Consider the following 18,230-nt stretch of genomic DNA (forward strand, 5'->3'; position numbering starts at 1 on the left):
GTGCCGAGGTGCAGGGGGAGTGCCGAGGTGCTAGGCCGTCGACGAGGAGTGGTCGCCGGACCCGGAGGTCGCGCCGCGGTACCAGTACTCGAGGGTCAGCACGTGCCACAGGTGTTTGGAGAAGTCCCGCTGCCCGGCGGTGTCCTCGGCGACGAGCCGCCGCAGCGCGTCCCGGCGCAGGAACCCCGACCTGACGAGTTCGCCGTCGTTCACCACCTCGCGCACCAGCGGCGCCAGGTCACGGCTCATCCAGGCCCGCAGCGGGGCGCTGAACAGGCCCTTGGGCCGGTACACGATCTCCCGGGGCAGTACCGAGGTGGCCGCCTCCTTCAGGACGGCCTTGCCCTGCCGCCCGACGATCTTGCGGTCACCGGGCACGGCGAACGCCGCCTTCACCACCTCGACGTCCACGTACGGCACCCGCACCTCGGTCGACGCGGCCATGCTGGAGCGGTCCGTGTAGGCGAGGTTCAGGCCCGGCAGGAACATCCGGGCGTCGGCCAGGCACATGCGGTTCACGAAGTCGTCGAGGTCGTTGTCCTCGTAGACGTCCGCGTGCTCGGTCAGCACGTCCTCGACCGTGCCCGCCAGATCCGGATCGATCAGGTCGAGCAGCTCCTGACGGTCGTACATCGTGTAGCTGCGCCGGAAGGCGGTCTCCTGCGGCAGATCGGCGAAGGACAGGAACCGCTTCGCGAAGCGCACCGACCGGTACCCCCGGCGGCTCGACGCGACCGGCAGCCGGCCCACGGCCGCGGACACCCCGCGCCGCAGCGGCCGCGGGACGCGCTGGTAGCGCAGCGCCAGCACGTTGGCCAGGTGCTTGCGGTAGCCGGCGAACAGCTCGTCGGCGCCCATCCCCGAGAGCATCACCTTGACCCCGGCCTCCCGGGCGGCCGAGCAGATCAGGAAGGTGTTGATCGCGGCGGGGTCGCCGATCGGCTCGTCCAGGTGGTACGTCATCCGCGGCAGCAGGTCGAGCACGTTCGGGGCGATCTCGATCTCGTGCAGGTCGACGCCGAACCGCTCGGCCACCTGCCGGGCGTAGCGCAGGTCGTCGGGCATCGCCTCGAACCTGGCGTCCTCGGCGCGGAACCCGATCGTGTAGGCGGAGATCCCGGGCCGGTCGCGGGCCGCCAGCGCGGTCAGGTAGCTGGAGTCCAGCCCGCCGGAGAGGAACGTCGCCACCGGCACGTCGGAGAGCAGGTGGCGCCGGGTCGACTCCTCGACGACGGCGGCCAGGTCCGGCCGCTCGCCGCTGCGGGCCCGCTCCCGGCCCTCGGCGGCGACGTCCCGCAGATTCCAGAACCGGCCGCGCTCCACCCGGCCGTCGGGCCGGCACCGCAGCCAGCTGCCCGGCGGCAGCTTCTCCGCCTCGCGCAACGCGCAGCGCGAGTCCGGCACCCAGTAGTACAGCAGCGAGGCCACCAGCGCCGCGTGATCCACCTCCAGCTTCCCGCCGGTCGCGGTGGCGAGCGCCTTGAGCTCGGAGGCGAACACCAGGCCCGCGCCGCGCCGGAGCAGGAACAGCGGCTTGATGCCGAGCTGGTCGCGGGCGAGCACCAGTTCACCGGTGCGCTCGTCGAAGACCGCGAACGCGAACATGCCGCGCAGCCGCGGCAGACAGTCCGTGCCCCAGCGCCGCCAGGCCTCCAGGACCACCTCCGTGTCGGAGGTGCCGCGGAAGCGGACCCCGGCCGACTCCAGCTCGGTGCGCAGCTCGGGCGCGTTGTACAGCTCGCCGTTGTACGACAGGGCGAGCCCGTCCGAGACCATCGGCTGGGCGCCGGTTGTGGACAGGTCGACGACGGCCAGCCGGCGGTGCCCGAGGTGCACCTCGCCCTCGCCGGCGGGATGGCTGTAGCGGCCGGCCCCGTCCGGACCGCGGTGGGCGAGGACGTCGGTGAGCCGGTCGGTCACGGCCTTGCCGTCCGGCCAGTGGTACGTGCCTGCGATGCCGCACATGTGCTACCGCGCCTCCTGATCGCTGTCCGGGACCGTCGCGGCCGGTATCGACGGCCGTTCCGCCCGGAGCCGGCCTTCCCCCACTGCCTGGACGGCGTGGGAGGTACCCCCACCGTTGTGCCGCTTCGGCCGTTCGCCGGGGACGCGCCGCGCGAGGTGCGGGCCGTCCCACAGGGTGCCGTCGGTCCGGTCACGCGGATCGGGGTCGATCAGGACCACGCCGATCACCGCGATGCGCTGGTCGGCGAGCTGCCGCGCCACGGTGTGCAGCCACGCGGTCCTGCCGTGCCCGGCCCGTACGACGAGCACCGTCCGGCTGCCGAGGTACCGCAGGTCGGTCCACGCCGTGCCCGGTGCCACCGAGCCGACGCCGAGCCTGCGCCCCTGGTGCCCTTCGGCCGTGGCCCGTTCGCCGCTCAGCACGGTCGGACCGCCGGGCCCCCGGTGGGCGCCCGCGAGCCGCGTGCCGGGCAGACCGTCGACGACGACCACGGGCCCGTCCGCCTCCAGTGCCCCGGCGACGTCCAGGGCGATCAGGCCGGTGCCGCGCGCACAGCCCAGTTCCAGCAGGGACACCGGTTCCGCGGAGCCGCGCACCAGGCGGGTCAGGGTGGTGGTGAGCCGTTCACGTGCCGCCCGGGTCCGCCGGCGCCCCCACGACCGGGCCGACCGGCGCGGCCGGCGCCGCAGCTCCGCCAGGACGGAGGCACCCAGGTTCGCCGCTATCTCCCGGCGCAGCACCGGGCGGTCCGCGACCACGGCGCCCACCGCGGAGAGCGCGAGCCCGAGGACGAGTCCGAGGGCGAGCCCGATGGCGGCGTCGGTACCCACGGCCCTGGGCAGCGAGTGCTCCACCGCGTGCGGGGCGTCCACGATCTGCGTGCCGGCCACGACCTCGGGCGTGCCGGTGAGCGCCTCCGCGGCCCGCTGGTCGAATTCGGCGATCCGCGAGTCGAGCTCGGCCCGGCGGGCGAAGAGCGACTCGATGCTCGCCGACGCCTTCGGTTCGTCGTCCGGTGAGCGGTCCCCGATCGCGCTGTTGACCTCGGCGAGTTCCTTGCGCATACGGTTGCGCTGGTCCAGCAGGGACTTGGACTCGGCTTCGGCGGCCTCCCGCATCCGCCGCACGTGGTCCGCGACGAACGTGTCGGCCAGCGCCTTGGCCCGGGCGACCGCTTCCGCGTCGCTGTCGGCGGTCACGTCGATCCGCAGCAGGTTGTTGGTCAGCCCGGTGCCCCGGTAGTCCCGCATGAAGTCCTCCGGGTTCTCCCGGGAACCGAGGGTCCGCAGCGCGGCGGCGGCGATCCGCGTGGTGTCCAGCAGTTCGACATCCGTGCGGATCAGTGTTCCGGTGTCGTTGGGCTGGTCGTCCTTGTGCGCGACCAGCACCTTGGTCACCGCGGTCGGCCGGGGCGGCAGCAGGACCGCCACCGCAGCGCCGAGCAGCAGGCCCAGCAGGGCCAGACTGCCCCACAGGCGCCGTCGTCTGCGCACCGCCACGACCAGTGCCTGCAGGTCCAGCAGGGGAGCGGAGGCCGACGGCTGCGAAGCCGTGTCCGTCGTCGTCATGCGACACCTCCCGTCGCGTGGTCGTGCACCGCGGCCCCGGCGGCGGCGTCCCCCCGGGGTTCGTCGGCCGACGCCGTCGGACGGGCCCGGACCGCGCCGGCGACGACGACGCCGACGACCTCGTGCCCGCCGTCCGCGCACGCCTCGGCGACACCGGCGAGTTCCTCGGCGGTACGGGCGCCCGCGCTGAGCACGACCAGCGCGCCGGACTCGGTGTCGCGGTCGGGCACGATCGGCCGGGCCACCGAGACCTCCACCACCCGCAGCCGCGGATCGTCCTCGGCGTCGGCGGCGAGCCGGCCGGCCGCCCGGCGGGCCACCTCGTCGTCGTCCGGCACGACGACCAGCAGCCGCCGGGCCGTGGGCACCCGTTCCCGCAGGCGGGCCCGGACCCGCCGGTAGCGGAGCCGTCGGCCGGCCTCGTCGCCGGAGGACCGCGGGGTCGGCAGGTCCCACCGGACGTCGACGCCCAGCAGCCGCCGGAACCGGGCCCGCGCGCCGCGCGCCTTCGGCCGGTGGGCGCGCCGGTCACCGGGTACGTCCACGGTTCCCAGCAGCGCCGTTCCCAGCGCCGCGGCGATCTCGGATTCGGAGCGCGGCCGCCGGTTCACCCGCGCCGCGGTGAGATGGGCGATGACGGCGAGCACGAAGAACAGCAGCGCGCCGCCGCCGATCAGCTGCAGCCGCGTCGGCGGAGCCTCGCCGGCCGGCCGGGCCGCCGGACCCATGACGACCATGCCGGCCCGGTTGTTCGCCGGGTCGGCCTCCTCCAGCTTCTGCATGGCGTCCTGGAGCGCGCTGCGCAGCTTCTCCAGCTCGGTGCGGGCCTGGACGCTTTCCACGGTTTGCCCGGGATCGGCCGCGTTGGCCAGGTCGGTGATGCGGCGGTTGGTCCGTGTCACCTGCTCCCGCAGCGCCTCCGGCCCGGCGGCCTCGTCGGCGCCGGTGGTGCCGCTGGCGATCCGCGCCGCGTAGGTCACGAACTGCTGGGCCACCTCGTCGGAGAGCCGCTGCGCACGCTCCGGGGTTGCGGCCGTCCCCGAGATCTTGACGATGTTCCCGTCGGCGGTCTCGGCGCTCACCCGGTCGCGCAGCTCGCTCCTGCCCACCCCGTTCCAGCGCAGCTCGTCGGCGGCCCGGTCGACCACCGCCGAGCTGGTCGCGATCTCCACCTGGGTGACCAGCTCGCGCTGCTCCCACTGCCCCGGCAGCAGGACCGAGGCCGATGCCGTGTAGCGCGGCGGGAACAGCACCGAGACGCCGTAGCCGGCGAGCGCGCCCACCACGACGAGGACGGCGAGCAGCCGCCGTCGTCGCCGGAGAATTCGCCCGACCGTGACCAGGCGTATCGTGTCATCGCTCAACTGCGCGGCCTTTTCCCTGCTTTGAACCCTGTTCGGACCGGGGCGCCCGCCGACACCGGAGTGTGGTCACGGCAGGCGGCGGCGTACGCGGCGAGCAGCGCCGCCTGCGAGTTGCGCCAGGAGAGCCGTCCGGTGACCCGCTCCTGGCCGATCTTGCCCATCCGGGCGCGCTCGTCCGGATCGTCCAGTAACCGTGCGACGAGCCGGGCGAACGCCGCCTCGTCGTTGGCGGGTGCGTACAGGGCGGCCTCCCCGGCGGAGACCCGCGCCTCGCGGAGGTCGAACGAGACGATCGGCCGGCCCATCGCCATGTACTCCAGGACCTTGTTCATGGTCGACACGTCGTTGAGCGGATTGCGGGGGTCGGGGGAGAGGCACACGTCCGCGGTGGAGAGGTGGCGCACCAGGTCGGCGTCCGGAATGCGCCCGGTGAACCGCACCTGCTCGTCGAGCCCCAGCGACCGGGACAGCTCCACCATCGCGTCGAAGGCGTCGCCGGAGCCGACGAACACCGCGTGCCAGTCCGTCCGACCGACCTCGTCGCGCAGTTTCGCGAGGGCCCGCAGGGCGTAGTCCACGCCGTCCTGGGGTCCCATGACGCCCAGGTAGCACAGCAGATGGGGCTTGCCGCGCTTCAACTCCGGTTCGGGCGGCACCGGCTGGAAGCGATCGGTCGCGGGTGCGCTGCGCACCACGAAGACGTCGTCGGGGCGGCGGCCGCCCCGGCGTATCGCGACGTCCTTGTAGCTCTCGTTCGTGGCGAGCACGACGTCCGCGGCCCGGTAGGTCCACCGTTCCAGCGCGCACACGGCGCGGTAGAGCAGGTCCTTGCCGCGGCCGAACCGGGACAGGTACAGCTCGGGTATCAGGTCGTGCTGGTCGAAGACGAACCGCGCACCGCGCCTCTTCAGCCACAGCGCCGGCAGGAACAGCAGGTCCGGCGGATTGCAGGCGTGGACCACGTCGACCGGGCCGACCCGGCGGGCCAGCCGGGCCGTGTGCCAGAGCGCCGCCCCGTACTCCCGCAGGTAGCCGGCCGGTCCTCCGGTGGCGGCGCGCAACGGGTAGCGGTGGATGTGCACCCGGTCGACGACCGCTTCCGGCTCCGTGTCCCGCTTGCTGCCCCGGGGGCAGATGACGTGCACGTCCCAGCCCGCGTCGCGCAGGGTCGTCGCCTCCTGCCACACCCGCCGGTCGAAGGGTACCGACAGGTTCTCCACCAGGATCAGGGCGCGCCGCCCCGGCCGGTCGCCGGCTGTGCCACCGAACGGCGTTTCACCAGACGTCGTGTCACCAAGCAAGGCCCATGTACCCCGGTTCGGTCCGGCGCGTGTCGGCGTCGGGAAGGTGGATGAGGTCGATCAGCAGCGGCCCGGCGCCGTGGGGCAGCGCCGAGAGCACGGCCGGGTCCCTGGTCCCGACCAGGCACACCTCGGCGTGGTCGAGGACCTCGTCGACGGAGTCCGCGAGCAGTTGGGCGAGGTGCGGCAGCCGGGTCTCGACGTACTCGCGGTTCGCGCCGAGCAGCCGGGACAGGCTCACGTTGGCGTCGTGGATCCTGAGGTCGTAGCCCTTGCCGAAGAGGCGCTCCGCCAGCTCCACGAGCGGACTCTCGCGGAGGTCGTCGGTGCCGGGTTTGAAGGACAGTCCGAACATCCCCACCCGGCGCTTCCCGGTGCGCTCCACCAGCTCGACCGCGCGCTCCAGGTGCGCGGAGTTGGAGGGCAGCACATGGGAGAGGATGGGCACCGAGACGTCGGCCCGCTGTGCCGCGTGGACCAGGCTCCGCAGGTCCTTGGGCAGGCAGGAGCCGCCGAAGGCGAAACCGGGCCGCAGGTAGGCGGGGCTGATGTTCAGCTTGCGGTCGGCCAGGAACACGTCCATCACCTGGTGCGAGTCCACCCCGAGCGCATGGCACACCGCGCCCAGCTCGTTCGCGAAGCCGATCTTGAGTCCGTGGAAGGCGTTGTCGGCGTACTTGATCGCCTCGGCCGTCGCGACCGGCACCCGGAACACCTCGCCGGGCAGGCTGTCGTACAGGGCCAGCACCGCGTCGCCGCCGGCCGCGTCGAGTTCGCCGATGACGGTCTTGGGCGGGTCGAAGAAGTCCCGCACGCTCGTGCCCTCGCGCAGGAACTCCGGGTTGACCGCGACCCCGAAGTCCACCCCGGCGGTGCCGCCGACGTACTTCTCCAGGATCGGCACCAGCAGGTTCGCGCAGGTGCCGGGGAGCATGGTGCTGCGGAACACCACGGTGTGCCGCCCACCGCCCCCGCCCCGTTCGGCGAGCGCGGTGCCGATCTCCTCGGTGACGCGTTCCAAGTACGTGGTGCACAAGCTGCCGTTGGGCTCCGACGGGGTGCCCACGCAGACCAGGGATATCTCGCTCTCCATGATCGCCTCGCGGACGTCGCCGGTGGCGCGCAGTGCTCCGCTGCCCACGACCTCGGCGATCAGCTCGCCGATCCGTTCCTCGACCACCGGGGCCTTGCCGTCGTTGACCAGGTCGACCTTCGCCTGGTTCACATCCACCCCGACGACCTGGTGCCCCATGCCGGCCAGGCACGCGGCCGACACGCAGCCCACGTAGCCGAGGCCGAAAACGCTGACCCTCATGACCCGTTCCTCCCCCCAGGCAGGCCTTGACGGCCTGCGGTCCGCGCGACGGGCCGGCGGCCCCCGCGCATCAGTACGCCCCCTGTCCGTGGACCACCGCACGCAGCGTCTTCCACAGGATCACCGTGTCCAGGGCGAGCGACCAGTCCTCCACGTACCGCAGGTCCAGCCGGACGGCCTCCTCCCACGGCAGGTCGCTGCGTCCGCTGATCTGCCACAGACCGGTGAGGCCGGGCTTGACCAGCAGCCGTCTTCGGATGTCCGGGCCGTAGGCGGCGGACTCCTCGGGCAGCGGCGGCCGCGGTCCCACGAGCGACATCGATCCGGCGAGCACGTTGAGGAGCTGCGGCAGTTCGTCGACCGAGTACCGGCGCAGCACCGCCCCGACCCGGGTGACCCGCGGGTCCCGGCGGAGCTTGAACAGCAGGCCCGCGCCCTCGTTGCGGTCGGCCAGCGCGGCACGTGCCCCGTCGGCCCCCGCGACCATGGTGCGGAACTTGAGGATGGTGAACTCGCGGCCGTCCTTGCCGACCCGGCGCTGGCGGTAGAACGCCCCGCCCCTGCTGTCCACCAGGACCAGCAGCGCGACGAACAGCATCAGGGGCGCGAACAGTGTGAGCAGGACGGCCGCGCCCAACCGGTCGACGACCGCCTTGACCGCGCGGCGGCCCCCGGTGAAGGTCGGCATGCTGACCCGCAGCAGCGGGATACCGAGCACCGCGTCGACGTGCAGCCGCGGGCCGGCCACCTCCATCAGGACGGGAGCGACGACCATCTCGGCGTCGCTGCCCTCCAGGTTCCAGGCCAGTCGTTGCAGGCGGTGCGGTGACCAGTGCGGGTCCGGGGTGACCGCGACCACCCGGTAGCCGTCGCGGCGGACGTGGTGGGCGACGTGCTCCAGTGGGCCGACGACCGGCACTCCGTCCAGTTGGCCGCCCTCGAGCCCGTCGTCCGTCGTGCACACCGCGTCCACCCGCCAGCCGAGGTGCGGGAACCGCCGGGTCCGGGCGATCAGATCGCGCACCGTGGCCGGACTTCCGGCCGCGAGCACGGGTCTGAGGCAGCGCCCCTGCTTGCGCTGTCTGTGCAGCCGGACGCGCAGCGCATAGCGCGCGACCATGATGAAGATCGCGATTGCGGGAACGGCGACGAAGATCCAGAGTTTGATGTTGCGCGAGGTGAGGGCGATTCCGCCGAGCGCCAGCACGACGGTCGCCATGAACAGTGAGCGGCCGAGCCGACGGAATTCCTCGGCGCCCTGGCCGAGCACGGCCGGTGACCACGACCGGCTCACCGCGAGGGCGCCCAGCACCAGCAGCCAGGTGCCGAACGCGAGAATTCCCCATTTCTCGTGCCAGTTGGCCGCGTCCCGGACCCCGAAGAAATTGCCGATGCCCGCCACCACGACGGCGGTGGTCACGGTATCGCTGGTGATCACGGTACGGCGGTACCGCTGCTCCCAGTCGCTCGTGAGCCGGCTGGTCGCCCCGTCCGCCAACTGTCCGCGCGCAGACGGAAACGCGCTGACCAATCCCCCTTGCCGCACAGAACCCCCCAGGTTCCCAGTGGTTCGACGTATTCGCCTAGCACTGTTCCTCCCCCTCGGGAGGCCCCCGCCTCCCGCGCCGCGCTGTTCCTCCCCACGGACGGCCCCCCGGCCTGTCCGCGCACAACGTTCCGGCTATGTCACATCAATACGAGCAATGCACAGTGACAGCAGCAGACCCCCCCCTGCCCCCGACCTAAAGATCATTACCGGTCGCCCCGTGCCTGAACGGCTGAAGCACGGTCAATCTAGACCATCGGGGCCACTGTGTAGAGGGGATGTGTGTAATTCGTGCTCACGCTTTGGGAGTTGATCAAGCAACCTGTGAATGTCCACCGATGTCTTCGCGCCACCGCGTAATGCGAAGTGCCGAGTTCGACGGCCATTCTTCCGCTTCGGACGCGGGCCCGCACCGATGGTTCACGCCATGTGGGGGTCGAGTGCCCGGTCCCCGGCTCCGCCTGTGACGTCACCGCCGGTTCAGGTCGCGAGCAGGTGTTCCCGGCCGAACATGGCCGCCGCGGCCCGCGCGGTCGGCGTTCCGGAGTCCAGGTCCGCGCCGGCCTGACGCAGTACCGCTACGACGTCGTCGGCGCCTTTGAACAGGGCGCCGGCGATGGGGGACTGGTCGCGGTCGTTGCGGAGGTCCGGGTCGGCGCCGTGCCGGATCAGGGTCCGCACGGTGTCGGCGTGACCGTGGTAGGCGGCGAGCATGAGGAGGGAGTTGCCCGCGGGGTCCCGTACATCGACCGGCAGCCCGTGCTGTACGAACTCCACCAGTTGCTCGGTGCCGCCCTCGCGGGCCAGATCCATGGCGATGGCGACCACGCGCTCCGTCTGCTCGGGAGTCAGTCCACCGCTGTTGTGCATGTCCATGAAGTAGTTCTCCGTGGCGGTACGCCCGCACCGGCGCGGGCACCTCCGAGGTGCCCGCGCCGGTGCGGTGCGGATGTACCGCGTGTGTCGCTGACCGGCCGGATCAGAGGTTGCCGGCGGCCAGGGCCTCGATCGCCTTGCGGACGCCCGCGCCGTAGGCCGGGTCGGCCTGGGTGCAGTTGCCGATGTGGCGCTCGATGGTCTGCGCCGAGGCGCCGTCGATGGCGCGTGCCGTGTTCTCGAACAGAACCTGCTGCTGCTCCGGGCTCATCTGCCGGAACAGGTTGCCGGGCTGCTCGAAGTAGTTGTCGTCGTCCTCGCGGTAGTTGAACCGGTCGGCGACGGCGCCCACGGCCTGGGCCGGGTCGCGGTAGGCCGGCTGCTCCTGCCAGCGGCCGTAGGAGTTGGGCTCGATGCCCGGGGTGGCTCCCTGGTTGCCGTCGACGCGCATGGCGCCGTCGCGGTGGTAGGAGTTCACGGGGTTCTTCGGGGCGTTGACCGGGATCTGGTGGTGGTTGACGCCGAGGCGGTAGCGCTGGGCGTCGCCGTAGGAGAAGAGGCGGCCCTGCAGCATCCGGTCGGGGGAGAAGCTGATGCCCGGGACCACGTTGGCCGGGCTGAAGGCGGCCTGCTCCACGTCCGCGAAGTAGTTGTCGGGGTTGCGGTTGAGCTCCCACTCGCCGACCTCGATCAGCGGGTAGTCCTTCTTCGACCAGACCTTGGTGAGGTCGAAGGGGTGGAAGCGGTAGTTCTCCGCGTCGGCCTCCGGCATGACCTGGATGAACAGCTTCCACTTCGGGAAGTCGCCGTCCTCGATCGCGTCGAAGAGGTCGCGCTGGTGGGACTCGCGGTCCTTGCCGACCAGGGCCTCGGCCTCGGCGTCGGTGAGGTTCTTGATGCCCTGCTGGGTGCGGTGGTGGAACTTGACCCAGAACCGCTCGCCCTCGGCGTTGATCAGGCTGTACGTGTGCGAGCCGAACCCGTGCATGTGCCGGTAGGAGGCCGGGATGCCGCGGTCCGACATCACGATCGTGACCTGGTGCAGGGCCTCGGGGAGGTTGGTCCAGAAGTCCCAGTTGTTCTCGGCGTTGCGCAGGTTGGTGCGCGGGTCGCGCTTCACCGCGTGGTTGAGGTCCGGGAACTTCAGCGGGTCGCGGAAGAAGAAGACCGGGGTGTTGTTGCCGACCAGGTCCCAGTTGCCCTCGTCCGTGTAGAACTTCACGGCGAAGCCGCGGATGTCGCGCTCGGCGTCGGCGGCACCGCGCTCACCGGCGACGGTGGAGAACCGGGTGAACAGCGGGGTCTTCTTGCCGATCTCGGAGAAGATCTTCGCGCTGGTGTACCGGGTGATGTCGTGGGTGACGGTGAAGGTGCCGAAGGCGCCCGAGCCCTTGGCGTGCATCCGGCGCTCCGGGATGACCTCCCGGTCGAAGTGCGCGAGCTTCTCCAGGAACCACACGTCCTGCAGGAGCATCGGGCCGCGCGGGCCGGAGGTCAGCGAGTTCTGGTTGTCGGGAACCGGCGCACCGGCGACCGTGGTCAGCGGCTTCTGGTTGTTCTCAGGCAAGGCTTGCTCCTCGGTGTGGTTCTTCGCAGCCACCACCCTACCTTGGACAGGATCTAAGGCAAGGCGGCATCTAGAGCAATATTCGCTCTTGAATTGATGCCGAAGCCTGCTGGGGTGCCGCGCCCTGCCGGGGGCGGGACCGACAGGCTCGGCCACTCCGGCGTTCCGGCACCCCGGAGCCGGTCCGTTCTCATCCCTTCGGGGCGTTCAAAGAGCCGTCCTCCGCACACACCGACACAGTGGTTCCTGAGCCACCCGGCTCCGGAAGGAAGAGAGGCGTGCGCATGAAGATCGCGGTCATCGGCGGGACGGGGCTGATCGGCTCGCAGGTCGTCAAGGACCTGAACGCGGCCGGGCACCAGGCGGTGCCCCACTCCCGGTCCACCGGCGTCGACGTCGTCGGCGGCGGGGGAGTGGACGACGCGGTCGAGGGAGCCGAGGTCGTGGTCAACCTGACGAACTCCCCGACCTTCGACGACGCCTCACCCGCCTTCTTCCGGGCGTCGATGGACACCCTGCTGGCCGCCGCGCGGCGGGCCGGGACGGGGCACTTCGTGATCCTCTCCATCGTCGGCGTCGACCGGGTCCCGGCGCTGGACTACTACCGCGCGAAGGTGCTCCAGGAGGAGATCCTCAGGGACGGCCCCGTCCCGTACTCGATCGTGCGTGCCACCCAGTTCATGGAGTTCATGGAGGCGGTCCTGTCCTGGACCGCCTCCGACGACTCCGTCCGGCTGCCCGCCACGCCGATCCAGCCGATCGCCGCGAAGGACGTGGCGGCCGCGGTCGCGGACGTCGCCGTGGGCGCCCCGCTGAACGGCATCCGCAACATCGGCGGACCGGAAGTGTTCCCCCTGGACGAGCTGGGCCGCCTGACCCTGGCCCACAAGGGCGACGCGCGAACGGTCGTCACCGATCCGGGCGCCGGCATGTTCGGGGCGGTCGAGGGAGACGTCCTGACCGACCTGGACGCCCACCTGGCCCCCACCCGGTACGCCGACTGGCTCTCCTGAATGCCCGAGGGTGCCGGCCGCGGCCCGGCCGGCGGCGTCGCGCCGAGGGGAATCCTGCGGCGCCGGCCGGAGCGGTGGCTGTTCAAAGGAATCTACGGCCTGGTACTGGCCAGCGCGCTGGTCGCGGCGCTGGACGTGCCGGGCGAAGCGGCCAACCCCGGCCAGGACGCGCTGTGGGTGCTGCTCACGGCGCTGACGTCGGGCGCCGCCCACGGGTACGCGCACGTCATCGCCCAGCGTGCGTCCGGCGACGGGACGGCCGGACCGAGCAGACTGCGCGCGGTGCTCGCCGAGTGGCCGCTGGCCGTCGCCGTGCTGCCGACCGTGATGATGCTGCTCGCCGCCGAGGCCGGGTGGTGGGCGGAGGAAACGGCCGCCGACACGGCCCTGGTGCTCAACACCGTCCTGCTCTTCGCCCTGGGCACCTCGGCGGCCCGCACCGCCGGGCTCGGCCGGCTGTCCTCCTGCCGGGCCGGGGCCCTGGACATGCTGATCGGCCTGGTGATCATCGCCGCGGACGCCCTGATCGAGTAGCGGGCGTGCCCCGCCCGCCCGCCACCGGCCCGGTGCGCGGCGCCGGCCCACACGAGCCGCGGCCGAGCCCCTCCTCGCGCTCGCCCTGCCCGCCGGGGCCCGGCGCCCCGCGCCGTCACTCGGCCCTGTCCCGGGCCTCGGGCTCGCCTCCCTCGCGCTGGTGGCCGCGGCGGGCGTCGCGGTCGAAGATGCCCAGGATCTCGCAGGGGCCGCCGGCGGTGCCGATCGCGTGCGGCATCATCGTGGGAAACTCGGCTGCCTGGTGGGTCTCGACGCGGAAGCGGCGGTGGCCGAGCATGAGGACGGCCGTGCCGGACAGGACCACGAGCCATTCGCGCCCCGGGTGGGCACGCATGCGCGCCGGATTCTCGGGCGGCGGCTGGGTCATGCGCTGACGCACCACGGTCATGCCGGGATCGCCCTTCACCGGCCAGCGCATCAGGCCGTGGGCGCTGTCGATCATCGGACTGGTGATGACGTCCTCGTCGGCCGTCTCCACGAGCTGGTCCAACGTGGTGTCCAGGGCTCGGGCGAGAGTGACCAGCTGGTCCAGGGCCAGGCGGCGCCGGCCGTTCTCGATGCGGCTCAGCGAGGACTGGCTGAGCCTGGCACGCCCGGCCAGTTCCTCCAGGGACCAGCCCTGCGCCACCCGCAGGGCGCGGATGCGTTTGCGTACGAGGCTGTCCAGGTCTCCATCTTCTTGCGTCATGAGCAACATCGTATGCCTCGAACGCAAGGCGGGCTTAGCTTCGGACGCAGTCGAGCCGCACTTCCCCGACACCCTCCACGCCCCGTCGGGCTGCGGCATGCCCCGCGAAAGGAACCCATGAGCACCAGCCCACCCGTACGGGCCCCCGAAACCGGCGGCGGGAGCACCCCCGACGCGCGTCAGCTGCGCACGATCCTGATCGCCGTCTCCGTCGCACTGATGGCCGTCGTCGCCTCGGTGTCCGGTCTGAACGTCGCACAGACCCACATGGCCGTCGAGTTCGGCGCCTCCCAGAGCACGGTCCTGTGGATCATCAACATCTACACGCTGGCCCTGGCCGCGCTGCTGCTCCCGCTCGGGGCCGTCGGCGACCGACTGGGCCGCAGGCCCATGCTCGTCGCCGGTCTGGGTGTCTTCGGTGCGGCGAGCGTCCTCGCCGGACTGGCTCCCTCGGCCGAGGTCATGCTCGCCGCTCGCGTGGCCGGCGGTGCCGGCGCCGCGATGATCATGCCCGTCACCCTTGCCGTCATCACGTCCACCTTCCCCGAGGAGCAGCGCGGCAAGGCGATCGGCGTGTGGACGGGCGTCGCCGGAGGCGGCGGCATCCTGGGCATGTTCCTCTCCGCCCTCCTCGTCGACGTCGCCGACTGGCGGCTGCTGTTCGTCCTCCCGGTGGTCCTGGTCCTCGTGGCCCTGGCCATGGCGCTGAAGTCGGTCCCCGACTCCCGCGAGACCGCTGCCCACCGGTTCGACACGGTCGGAGCGCTGATCTCCACCGTCGCCGTGACCGGCCTCATCTTCGTCCTCCAGGAAGGCCCCGAACGCGGCTGGACCGACCCGGTGACGCTGACCGGCCTCGTCGCCGGCATCACCGCCGCCGTCGGCTTCGTCGCCTGGGAACTGCGCCGCCGCGACGCCGCGCTGCTGGACGTGCGCCTGTTCCGTGAGCGCGGCCTGGCGGGCGGCTCTATCACGCTCCTGGTGGTCTTCGGCGTCCAGGCGGGCATCGCCGTGGTCCTCTTCCCGTACTTCCAGGCCGTGCTCGGCTGGTCCGGCCTGCTCTCCACGGTGGCGCTGATGCCCATGGCCGTCATGATGATGGCGACCTCCGGCCTCGCCCCCATGCTCGCCGCACGGGTCGGTTCCCGTGCGACCATGGCGGCGGGCATCGCCCTGGCCGGCGTCGGCCTCGCGCTCATGGCCCTGTTCGTCTCCGTGGACGACGGATACCTGACCATCCTGCCCGGCATGCTGGCCATGGGCACCGGCATGGGCCTGTCGATGACCCCGTCCACCGAGGCCATCACCGGCTCCCTGCCGCGCGGGAAGCAGGGCGTCGCGTCCGCACTCAACGACGTCACCCGCGAGTTCGGCACCGCACTCGGTGTCGCCCTGCTCGGGGCCCTGCTGGCGGGCGGCTACCGCGCTGCCATCGACGGACGGCTGGACGGCATCCCCCAGGGCCCCGCGGACGAGGCCCGCCAGGGTGTGGCCAACGCGGTCGAGGCCGCGGGCGGCGCCGGACCGCACGGCCCGGACCTGCTGCACGCCGCCCAGCAGTCCTTCGTCGACGGCTGGCAGCAGGCCATGTGGGCGGGCGTCGCCGTCATGGGCGTCCTGTTCGTCTACGTGGCGTTGCGCGGGCCGGGGAGGACGGCCCCCGCGGACGCGGACGAACCGGAGGCCGCCGAGGCCCTCACCGCCCGCTGACCGCGGACGGGTCAGCGGTCCTGGGAGAGTGCGAGGAGTTCGGCGAAGGTGCCGCCGGCGTGGACGAGGTCGTCGTAGCGGCCCTGCTCGGTGATCCGGCCGTGCTCCATGACGACGATGTGGTCCGCGATCCTCGTGTTCTCCAGGCGGTGGGTGACCACGATGGTGATGCGCTCGGCGGCGATCGCCTTGATCCGCTCGAAGATCTGGTGCTCACCGCGCGGGTCCATCTGGGACGTCGGCTCGTCCAGGATCAGCAGCCCCGGGCGGCGGTACAGGGCCCTGGCGCACGCCACGCGCTGCCACTGGCCGCCCGAGAGCTCGGTACCACCGAAGACGTCACGGGACAGCAGGGTGTCCAGGCCCGCCGGGAGGTTGTCGACGGCTTCGCGCAGACCGACCGCCTCCACGGCCTCCCACACCGGTGTGTCGTCGTAGCCGCGGGGCTGGCCGAGGGTGACGTTCTCGCGGACCGGCATCGGCCACTGGGCGAAGATCTGCGGCACCAGACCGATGTGCGCCCACACGGTCGCGGGCTCCATGTCGGCGAGGTCGGTGCCGTTCCAGGTGACCCGCCCCTTGTCCGGAAGGTAGATGCCGGTCAGCAGCCGGGTCAGGGTGGACTTGCCCGAGCCGTTCGCCCCGACGATCGCGAGGATCTGACCGCGCTCCAGGGTGAGGGAGACGCCGTCGACGGCGGGCCTGTCCTTGCCGGGGTACTGGTAGACGACTTCCTCCAGCCGGATCCGCTCGGTCGGCGCGCGGTGCTTGTCGGGGCCGCGCTTCGGGACGCGGGCCGCGGCGTCGTCGAGGAAGGCCTGCATGTCGCTCAGGTAGAGGCTGGTGTGGAAGACCGCGGCCCCGTTGACGACGACTTGGGAGAGTGCGGCGAGCGTGGTCTGCACGGCGATGACGGCCGTGGCCGCGACCGCCAGTTCGATCCGGCCGGAGACCGCCAGCCAGGCGAGGGCTCCCCAGGTCGCGACGAGGAACACGCCGCCGGCCGCTGCGGACAGCACGGCGATCCGCAGGGTGCGCGGCGCGGCGGCCAGCGTGCGCCGGTCGCACCGGTCGGACAGTGACCGGTACCAGTGGACGAGGTAGTCGGTCATCGAGTTGGCGCGGACCTCGTCGCCGTACTTCGACGTGGTCGCCCACCAGCGCATCATGCCGCGCACGTTGCGGTCGGCGATGTTGGCGTAGTGGACCTCGTAGTCGACCCGGGCGGTGAGGACCGCGCCCGCACCGGCCGGCAGCACGGCGAGCAGGAGCAGCGGCAGCATCAGCGGATTGAGCGCCGACAGCACCCCGCCGGCCGTGACCATCCGGATCAGCGCGGACAGGAACCGCTGGGCGTCGGTGACCATCACCTGGGTGCGGACCACTCCCATCTCGGCGGCCTCGTGCCGGTCCGAGAAGCCCTCCTGCGCGTAGGCGGACGCTTCGACCCGGCACACCGCCTCGACCAGAGCGCTGTCCGTCTCGGTCGTCAGCCGGGGGGTGATCCGCCGCTCGGCATAGGTGGCCACCGCCGCGGCACCGCGGCCCAGCGCGGCGGCGAGCGCCACCACCGACAGCGCCGGCAGCGCGCCGTGCAGCCGGTCGGCGGCGGAGCCGTCGCCGAGGACGGGGTTCATGGCGTGGGCGGTGGCGGTCAGCAGCACGGCGGCGGCGAGACCGGTGAGCACCTGGCAGCCGAGCAGCAGCTGCACGGCCCGCCGGTCGGTCCGCCACGACAGCCGTGCGATCCGGCCCAGGACGGCCGGGATCTGTGCGCACATCCGTCGGAAGGAGACCTCGGCGAGCGGATTGACGGAATACCGTCCGCTGTAGGTGATCTCCGCCGGAGGCGGTGGAGGCGGTGGAGGCGTGGGTTTCCGCGGTCCGTTCGCGGCGGTCGAGGTCAATGGATCCCCCTTGACGGTCGTTGAGCGTGGTCGTGAAGCTCAACGACCGGACCGAGGTATCGAACACATGTGTTTCGGTCGCGGTCAGGGCCCCGAACCACGGCGCGTGTCGTTTCGTGGCGGATGCACGGACCCGTGCGGGACAACAGGGGTGCGGAGCGGGTAGGTTGGCCGAATCGCCGACAACCGCCCCGCCCGGCGGTGGCCGGACGCCGGGAACGATGCGGCGGTCGAACCGCCAGGCCGGTGCGGCGCACCACGGGTGCGACAGGGGGACCGATCGTGAGCCGACCGCTGCTCTTCCTCGACGTGGACGGGCCCCTCAACCCCTACGCGGCCAAGCCTCACAGGCGGCCCGCCGGATACACCACCCTCAGAGTGCCCAGGGACGGCCAGACCCCCGACGGGCACCGGTCCGCTCTGGTGCGCCGCCGCCCCCTGCGCGTCTGGCTGCATCCGCGGCACGGGGCGGAGTTGCTCCGGCTCGACTACGAACTGTGCTGGGCCACCACGTGGATGGCGGAGGCCAACCGCTGGATAGCCCCGGTCATCGGCCTTCCCGAACTCCCCTTCGTCGACTTCGGCGACGTCCTGCTCCAGGACCGCCCCGACGGAGTCCACTGGAAGACCGCCCCCCTGGTGGAGTACGCCAACGGCCGCCCCTTCGCCTGGGTGGACGACGAACAGGGCGGCCTGGACCAGGCCTACGTGACCGCCCACCACCGCGCACCCGGACTTCTGCACCACGTCAACCCGCGGATCGGCCTGCGCGACGACGACTTCCGCACTCTCGCCGAGTTCGCCCGTGCCTGCACCGTGCCCCAGCGGGACCGGGACGGGGGGTAGCGAAGCGC

The 18,230-nt window shown here is 72.1% G+C and carries 14 protein-coding genes; 4 read left to right on the top strand and 10 right to left on the bottom strand.

What is annotated here, in order from left to right:
• Positions 1 to 30 precede the first annotated feature (30 nt).
• The 8 genes from asnB to R2E43_RS37235 all read right to left on the bottom strand — a co-directional run bounded on the left by asnB (position 31) and on the right by R2E43_RS37235 (position 11,503).
• Positions 31 to 1,965: an asparagine synthase (glutamine-hydrolyzing) gene (gene asnB / locus R2E43_RS37200; protein WP_030862488.1), complete on the bottom strand. Its 1,935-nt coding sequence runs from the start codon at positions 1,963 to 1,965 to the stop codon at positions 31 to 33.
• Positions 1,966 to 1,968: 3 nt separating this feature from the next.
• On the bottom strand, positions 1,969 to 3,534 hold the full coding sequence (locus tag R2E43_RS37205; protein ID WP_332057030.1) for a Wzz/FepE/Etk N-terminal domain-containing protein: 1,566 nt from the start codon (positions 3,532 to 3,534) through the stop codon (positions 1,969 to 1,971).
• A complete protein-coding gene (locus tag R2E43_RS37210; protein WP_093455374.1) occupies positions 3,531 to 4,898 on the bottom strand; it encodes a Wzz/FepE/Etk N-terminal domain-containing protein in 1,368 nt (455 codons plus the stop codon). The genes R2E43_RS37205 and R2E43_RS37210 overlap by 4 nt, the downstream gene beginning before the upstream one ends.
• The gene (locus tag R2E43_RS37215; protein ID WP_016325095.1) at positions 4,895 to 6,199 is read right to left on the bottom strand and encodes a glycosyltransferase family 4 protein; all 1,305 of its coding nucleotides are present in this window, start codon (positions 6,197 to 6,199) and stop codon (positions 4,895 to 4,897) included. The genes R2E43_RS37210 and R2E43_RS37215 overlap by 4 nt, the downstream gene beginning before the upstream one ends.
• Entirely contained in the window at positions 6,189 to 7,514 is a 1,326-nt protein-coding gene (locus tag R2E43_RS37220; RefSeq protein WP_011027071.1) for a nucleotide sugar dehydrogenase, read from the bottom strand. Before R2E43_RS37220 ends, R2E43_RS37215 begins: the two co-directional genes overlap by 11 nt.
• 70 nt (positions 7,515 to 7,584) lie before the next feature.
• Complete coding sequence (locus tag R2E43_RS37225) at positions 7,585 to 9,060, bottom strand: sugar transferase (RefSeq protein WP_003978484.1); 1,476 nt, start codon at positions 9,058 to 9,060, stop codon at positions 7,585 to 7,587.
• Between the two features lie 480 nt (positions 9,061 to 9,540).
• Positions 9,541 to 9,936, bottom strand: a complete 396-nt coding sequence (locus R2E43_RS37230) for an ankyrin repeat domain-containing protein (RefSeq protein WP_003978485.1) — start codon at positions 9,934 to 9,936, stop codon at positions 9,541 to 9,543.
• Between the two features lie 103 nt (positions 9,937 to 10,039).
• Entirely contained in the window at positions 10,040 to 11,503 is a 1,464-nt protein-coding gene (locus R2E43_RS37235) for a catalase (protein ID WP_003978486.1), read from the bottom strand.
• 284 nt (positions 11,504 to 11,787) lie between these two features.
• Here R2E43_RS37235 and R2E43_RS37240 point away from each other — a divergent pair, with 284 nt between their 5' ends.
• Together R2E43_RS37240 and R2E43_RS37245 are read left to right on the top strand one after the other, a co-directional pair.
• Entirely contained in the window at positions 11,788 to 12,516 is a 729-nt protein-coding gene (locus R2E43_RS37240; RefSeq protein WP_003978487.1) for an SDR family oxidoreductase, read from the top strand.
• The gene (locus R2E43_RS37245; protein ID WP_030862480.1) at positions 12,517 to 13,050 is read left to right on the top strand and encodes a hypothetical protein; all 534 of its coding nucleotides are present in this window, start codon (positions 12,517 to 12,519) and stop codon (positions 13,048 to 13,050) included.
• Positions 13,051 to 13,165: 115 nt separating this feature from the next.
• On the opposite strand, the gene R2E43_RS37250 is transcribed toward R2E43_RS37245, so the two are convergent.
• Entirely contained in the window at positions 13,166 to 13,768 is a 603-nt protein-coding gene (locus R2E43_RS37250; protein WP_011027066.1) for a helix-turn-helix domain-containing protein, read from the bottom strand.
• Between the two features lie 108 nt (positions 13,769 to 13,876).
• Here R2E43_RS37250 and R2E43_RS37255 point away from each other — a divergent pair, with 108 nt between their 5' ends.
• A complete protein-coding gene (locus tag R2E43_RS37255) occupies positions 13,877 to 15,469 on the top strand; it encodes an MFS transporter (RefSeq protein WP_136208019.1) in 1,593 nt (530 codons plus the stop codon).
• A gap of 11 nt (positions 15,470 to 15,480) precedes the next feature.
• Here the strand turns inward: R2E43_RS37255 and R2E43_RS37260 are convergent, their stop codons facing one another.
• Positions 15,481 to 17,250, bottom strand: coding sequence for an ABC transporter ATP-binding protein (locus R2E43_RS37260; RefSeq protein ID WP_078652956.1), 1,770 nt, complete (start codon positions 17,248 to 17,250; stop codon positions 15,481 to 15,483).
• Positions 17,251 to 17,658: 408 nt separating this feature from the next.
• Here R2E43_RS37260 and R2E43_RS37265 point away from each other — a divergent pair, with 408 nt between their 5' ends.
• Entirely contained in the window at positions 17,659 to 18,222 is a 564-nt protein-coding gene (locus R2E43_RS37265; protein WP_332057031.1) for a hypothetical protein, read from the top strand.
• Positions 18,223 to 18,230 lie beyond the last annotated feature (8 nt).

Origin of the sequence: Streptomyces violaceoruber (assembly GCF_033406955.1) — a bacterium.
Classification (GTDB): domain Bacteria; phylum Actinomycetota; class Actinomycetes; order Streptomycetales; family Streptomycetaceae; genus Streptomyces; species Streptomyces violaceoruber.

What these genes read in the sequence shown, in the direction of transcription:
- R2E43_RS37240 (WP_003978487.1), top strand. Translation starts at nt 11,788, where the DNA reads ATGAAGATCGCGGTCATCGGCGGGACGGGGCTGATCGGCTCGCAGGTC.
- R2E43_RS37250 (WP_011027066.1), bottom strand. Translation starts at nt 13,768, where the DNA reads ATGTTGCTCATGACGCAAGAAGATGGAGACCTGGACAGCCTCGTACGC.
- R2E43_RS37230 (WP_003978485.1), bottom strand. Translation starts at nt 9,936, where the DNA reads ATGGACATGCACAACAGCGGTGGACTGACTCCCGAGCAGACGGAGCGC.
- R2E43_RS37255 (WP_136208019.1), top strand. Translation starts at nt 13,877, where the DNA reads ATGAGCACCAGCCCACCCGTACGGGCCCCCGAAACCGGCGGCGGGAGC.
- R2E43_RS37245 (WP_030862480.1), top strand. Translation starts at nt 12,517, where the DNA reads ATGCCCGAGGGTGCCGGCCGCGGCCCGGCCGGCGGCGTCGCGCCGAGG.
- asnB (WP_030862488.1), bottom strand. Translation starts at nt 1,965, where the DNA reads ATGTGCGGCATCGCAGGCACGTACCACTGGCCGGACGGCAAGGCCGTG.
- R2E43_RS37205 (WP_332057030.1), bottom strand. Translation starts at nt 3,534, where the DNA reads ATGACGACGACGGACACGGCTTCGCAGCCGTCGGCCTCCGCTCCCCTG.
- R2E43_RS37220 (WP_011027071.1), bottom strand. Translation starts at nt 7,514, where the DNA reads ATGAGGGTCAGCGTTTTCGGCCTCGGCTACGTGGGCTGCGTGTCGGCC.
- R2E43_RS37260 (WP_078652956.1), bottom strand. Translation starts at nt 17,250, where the DNA reads ATGTGCGCACAGATCCCGGCCGTCCTGGGCCGGATCGCACGGCTGTCG.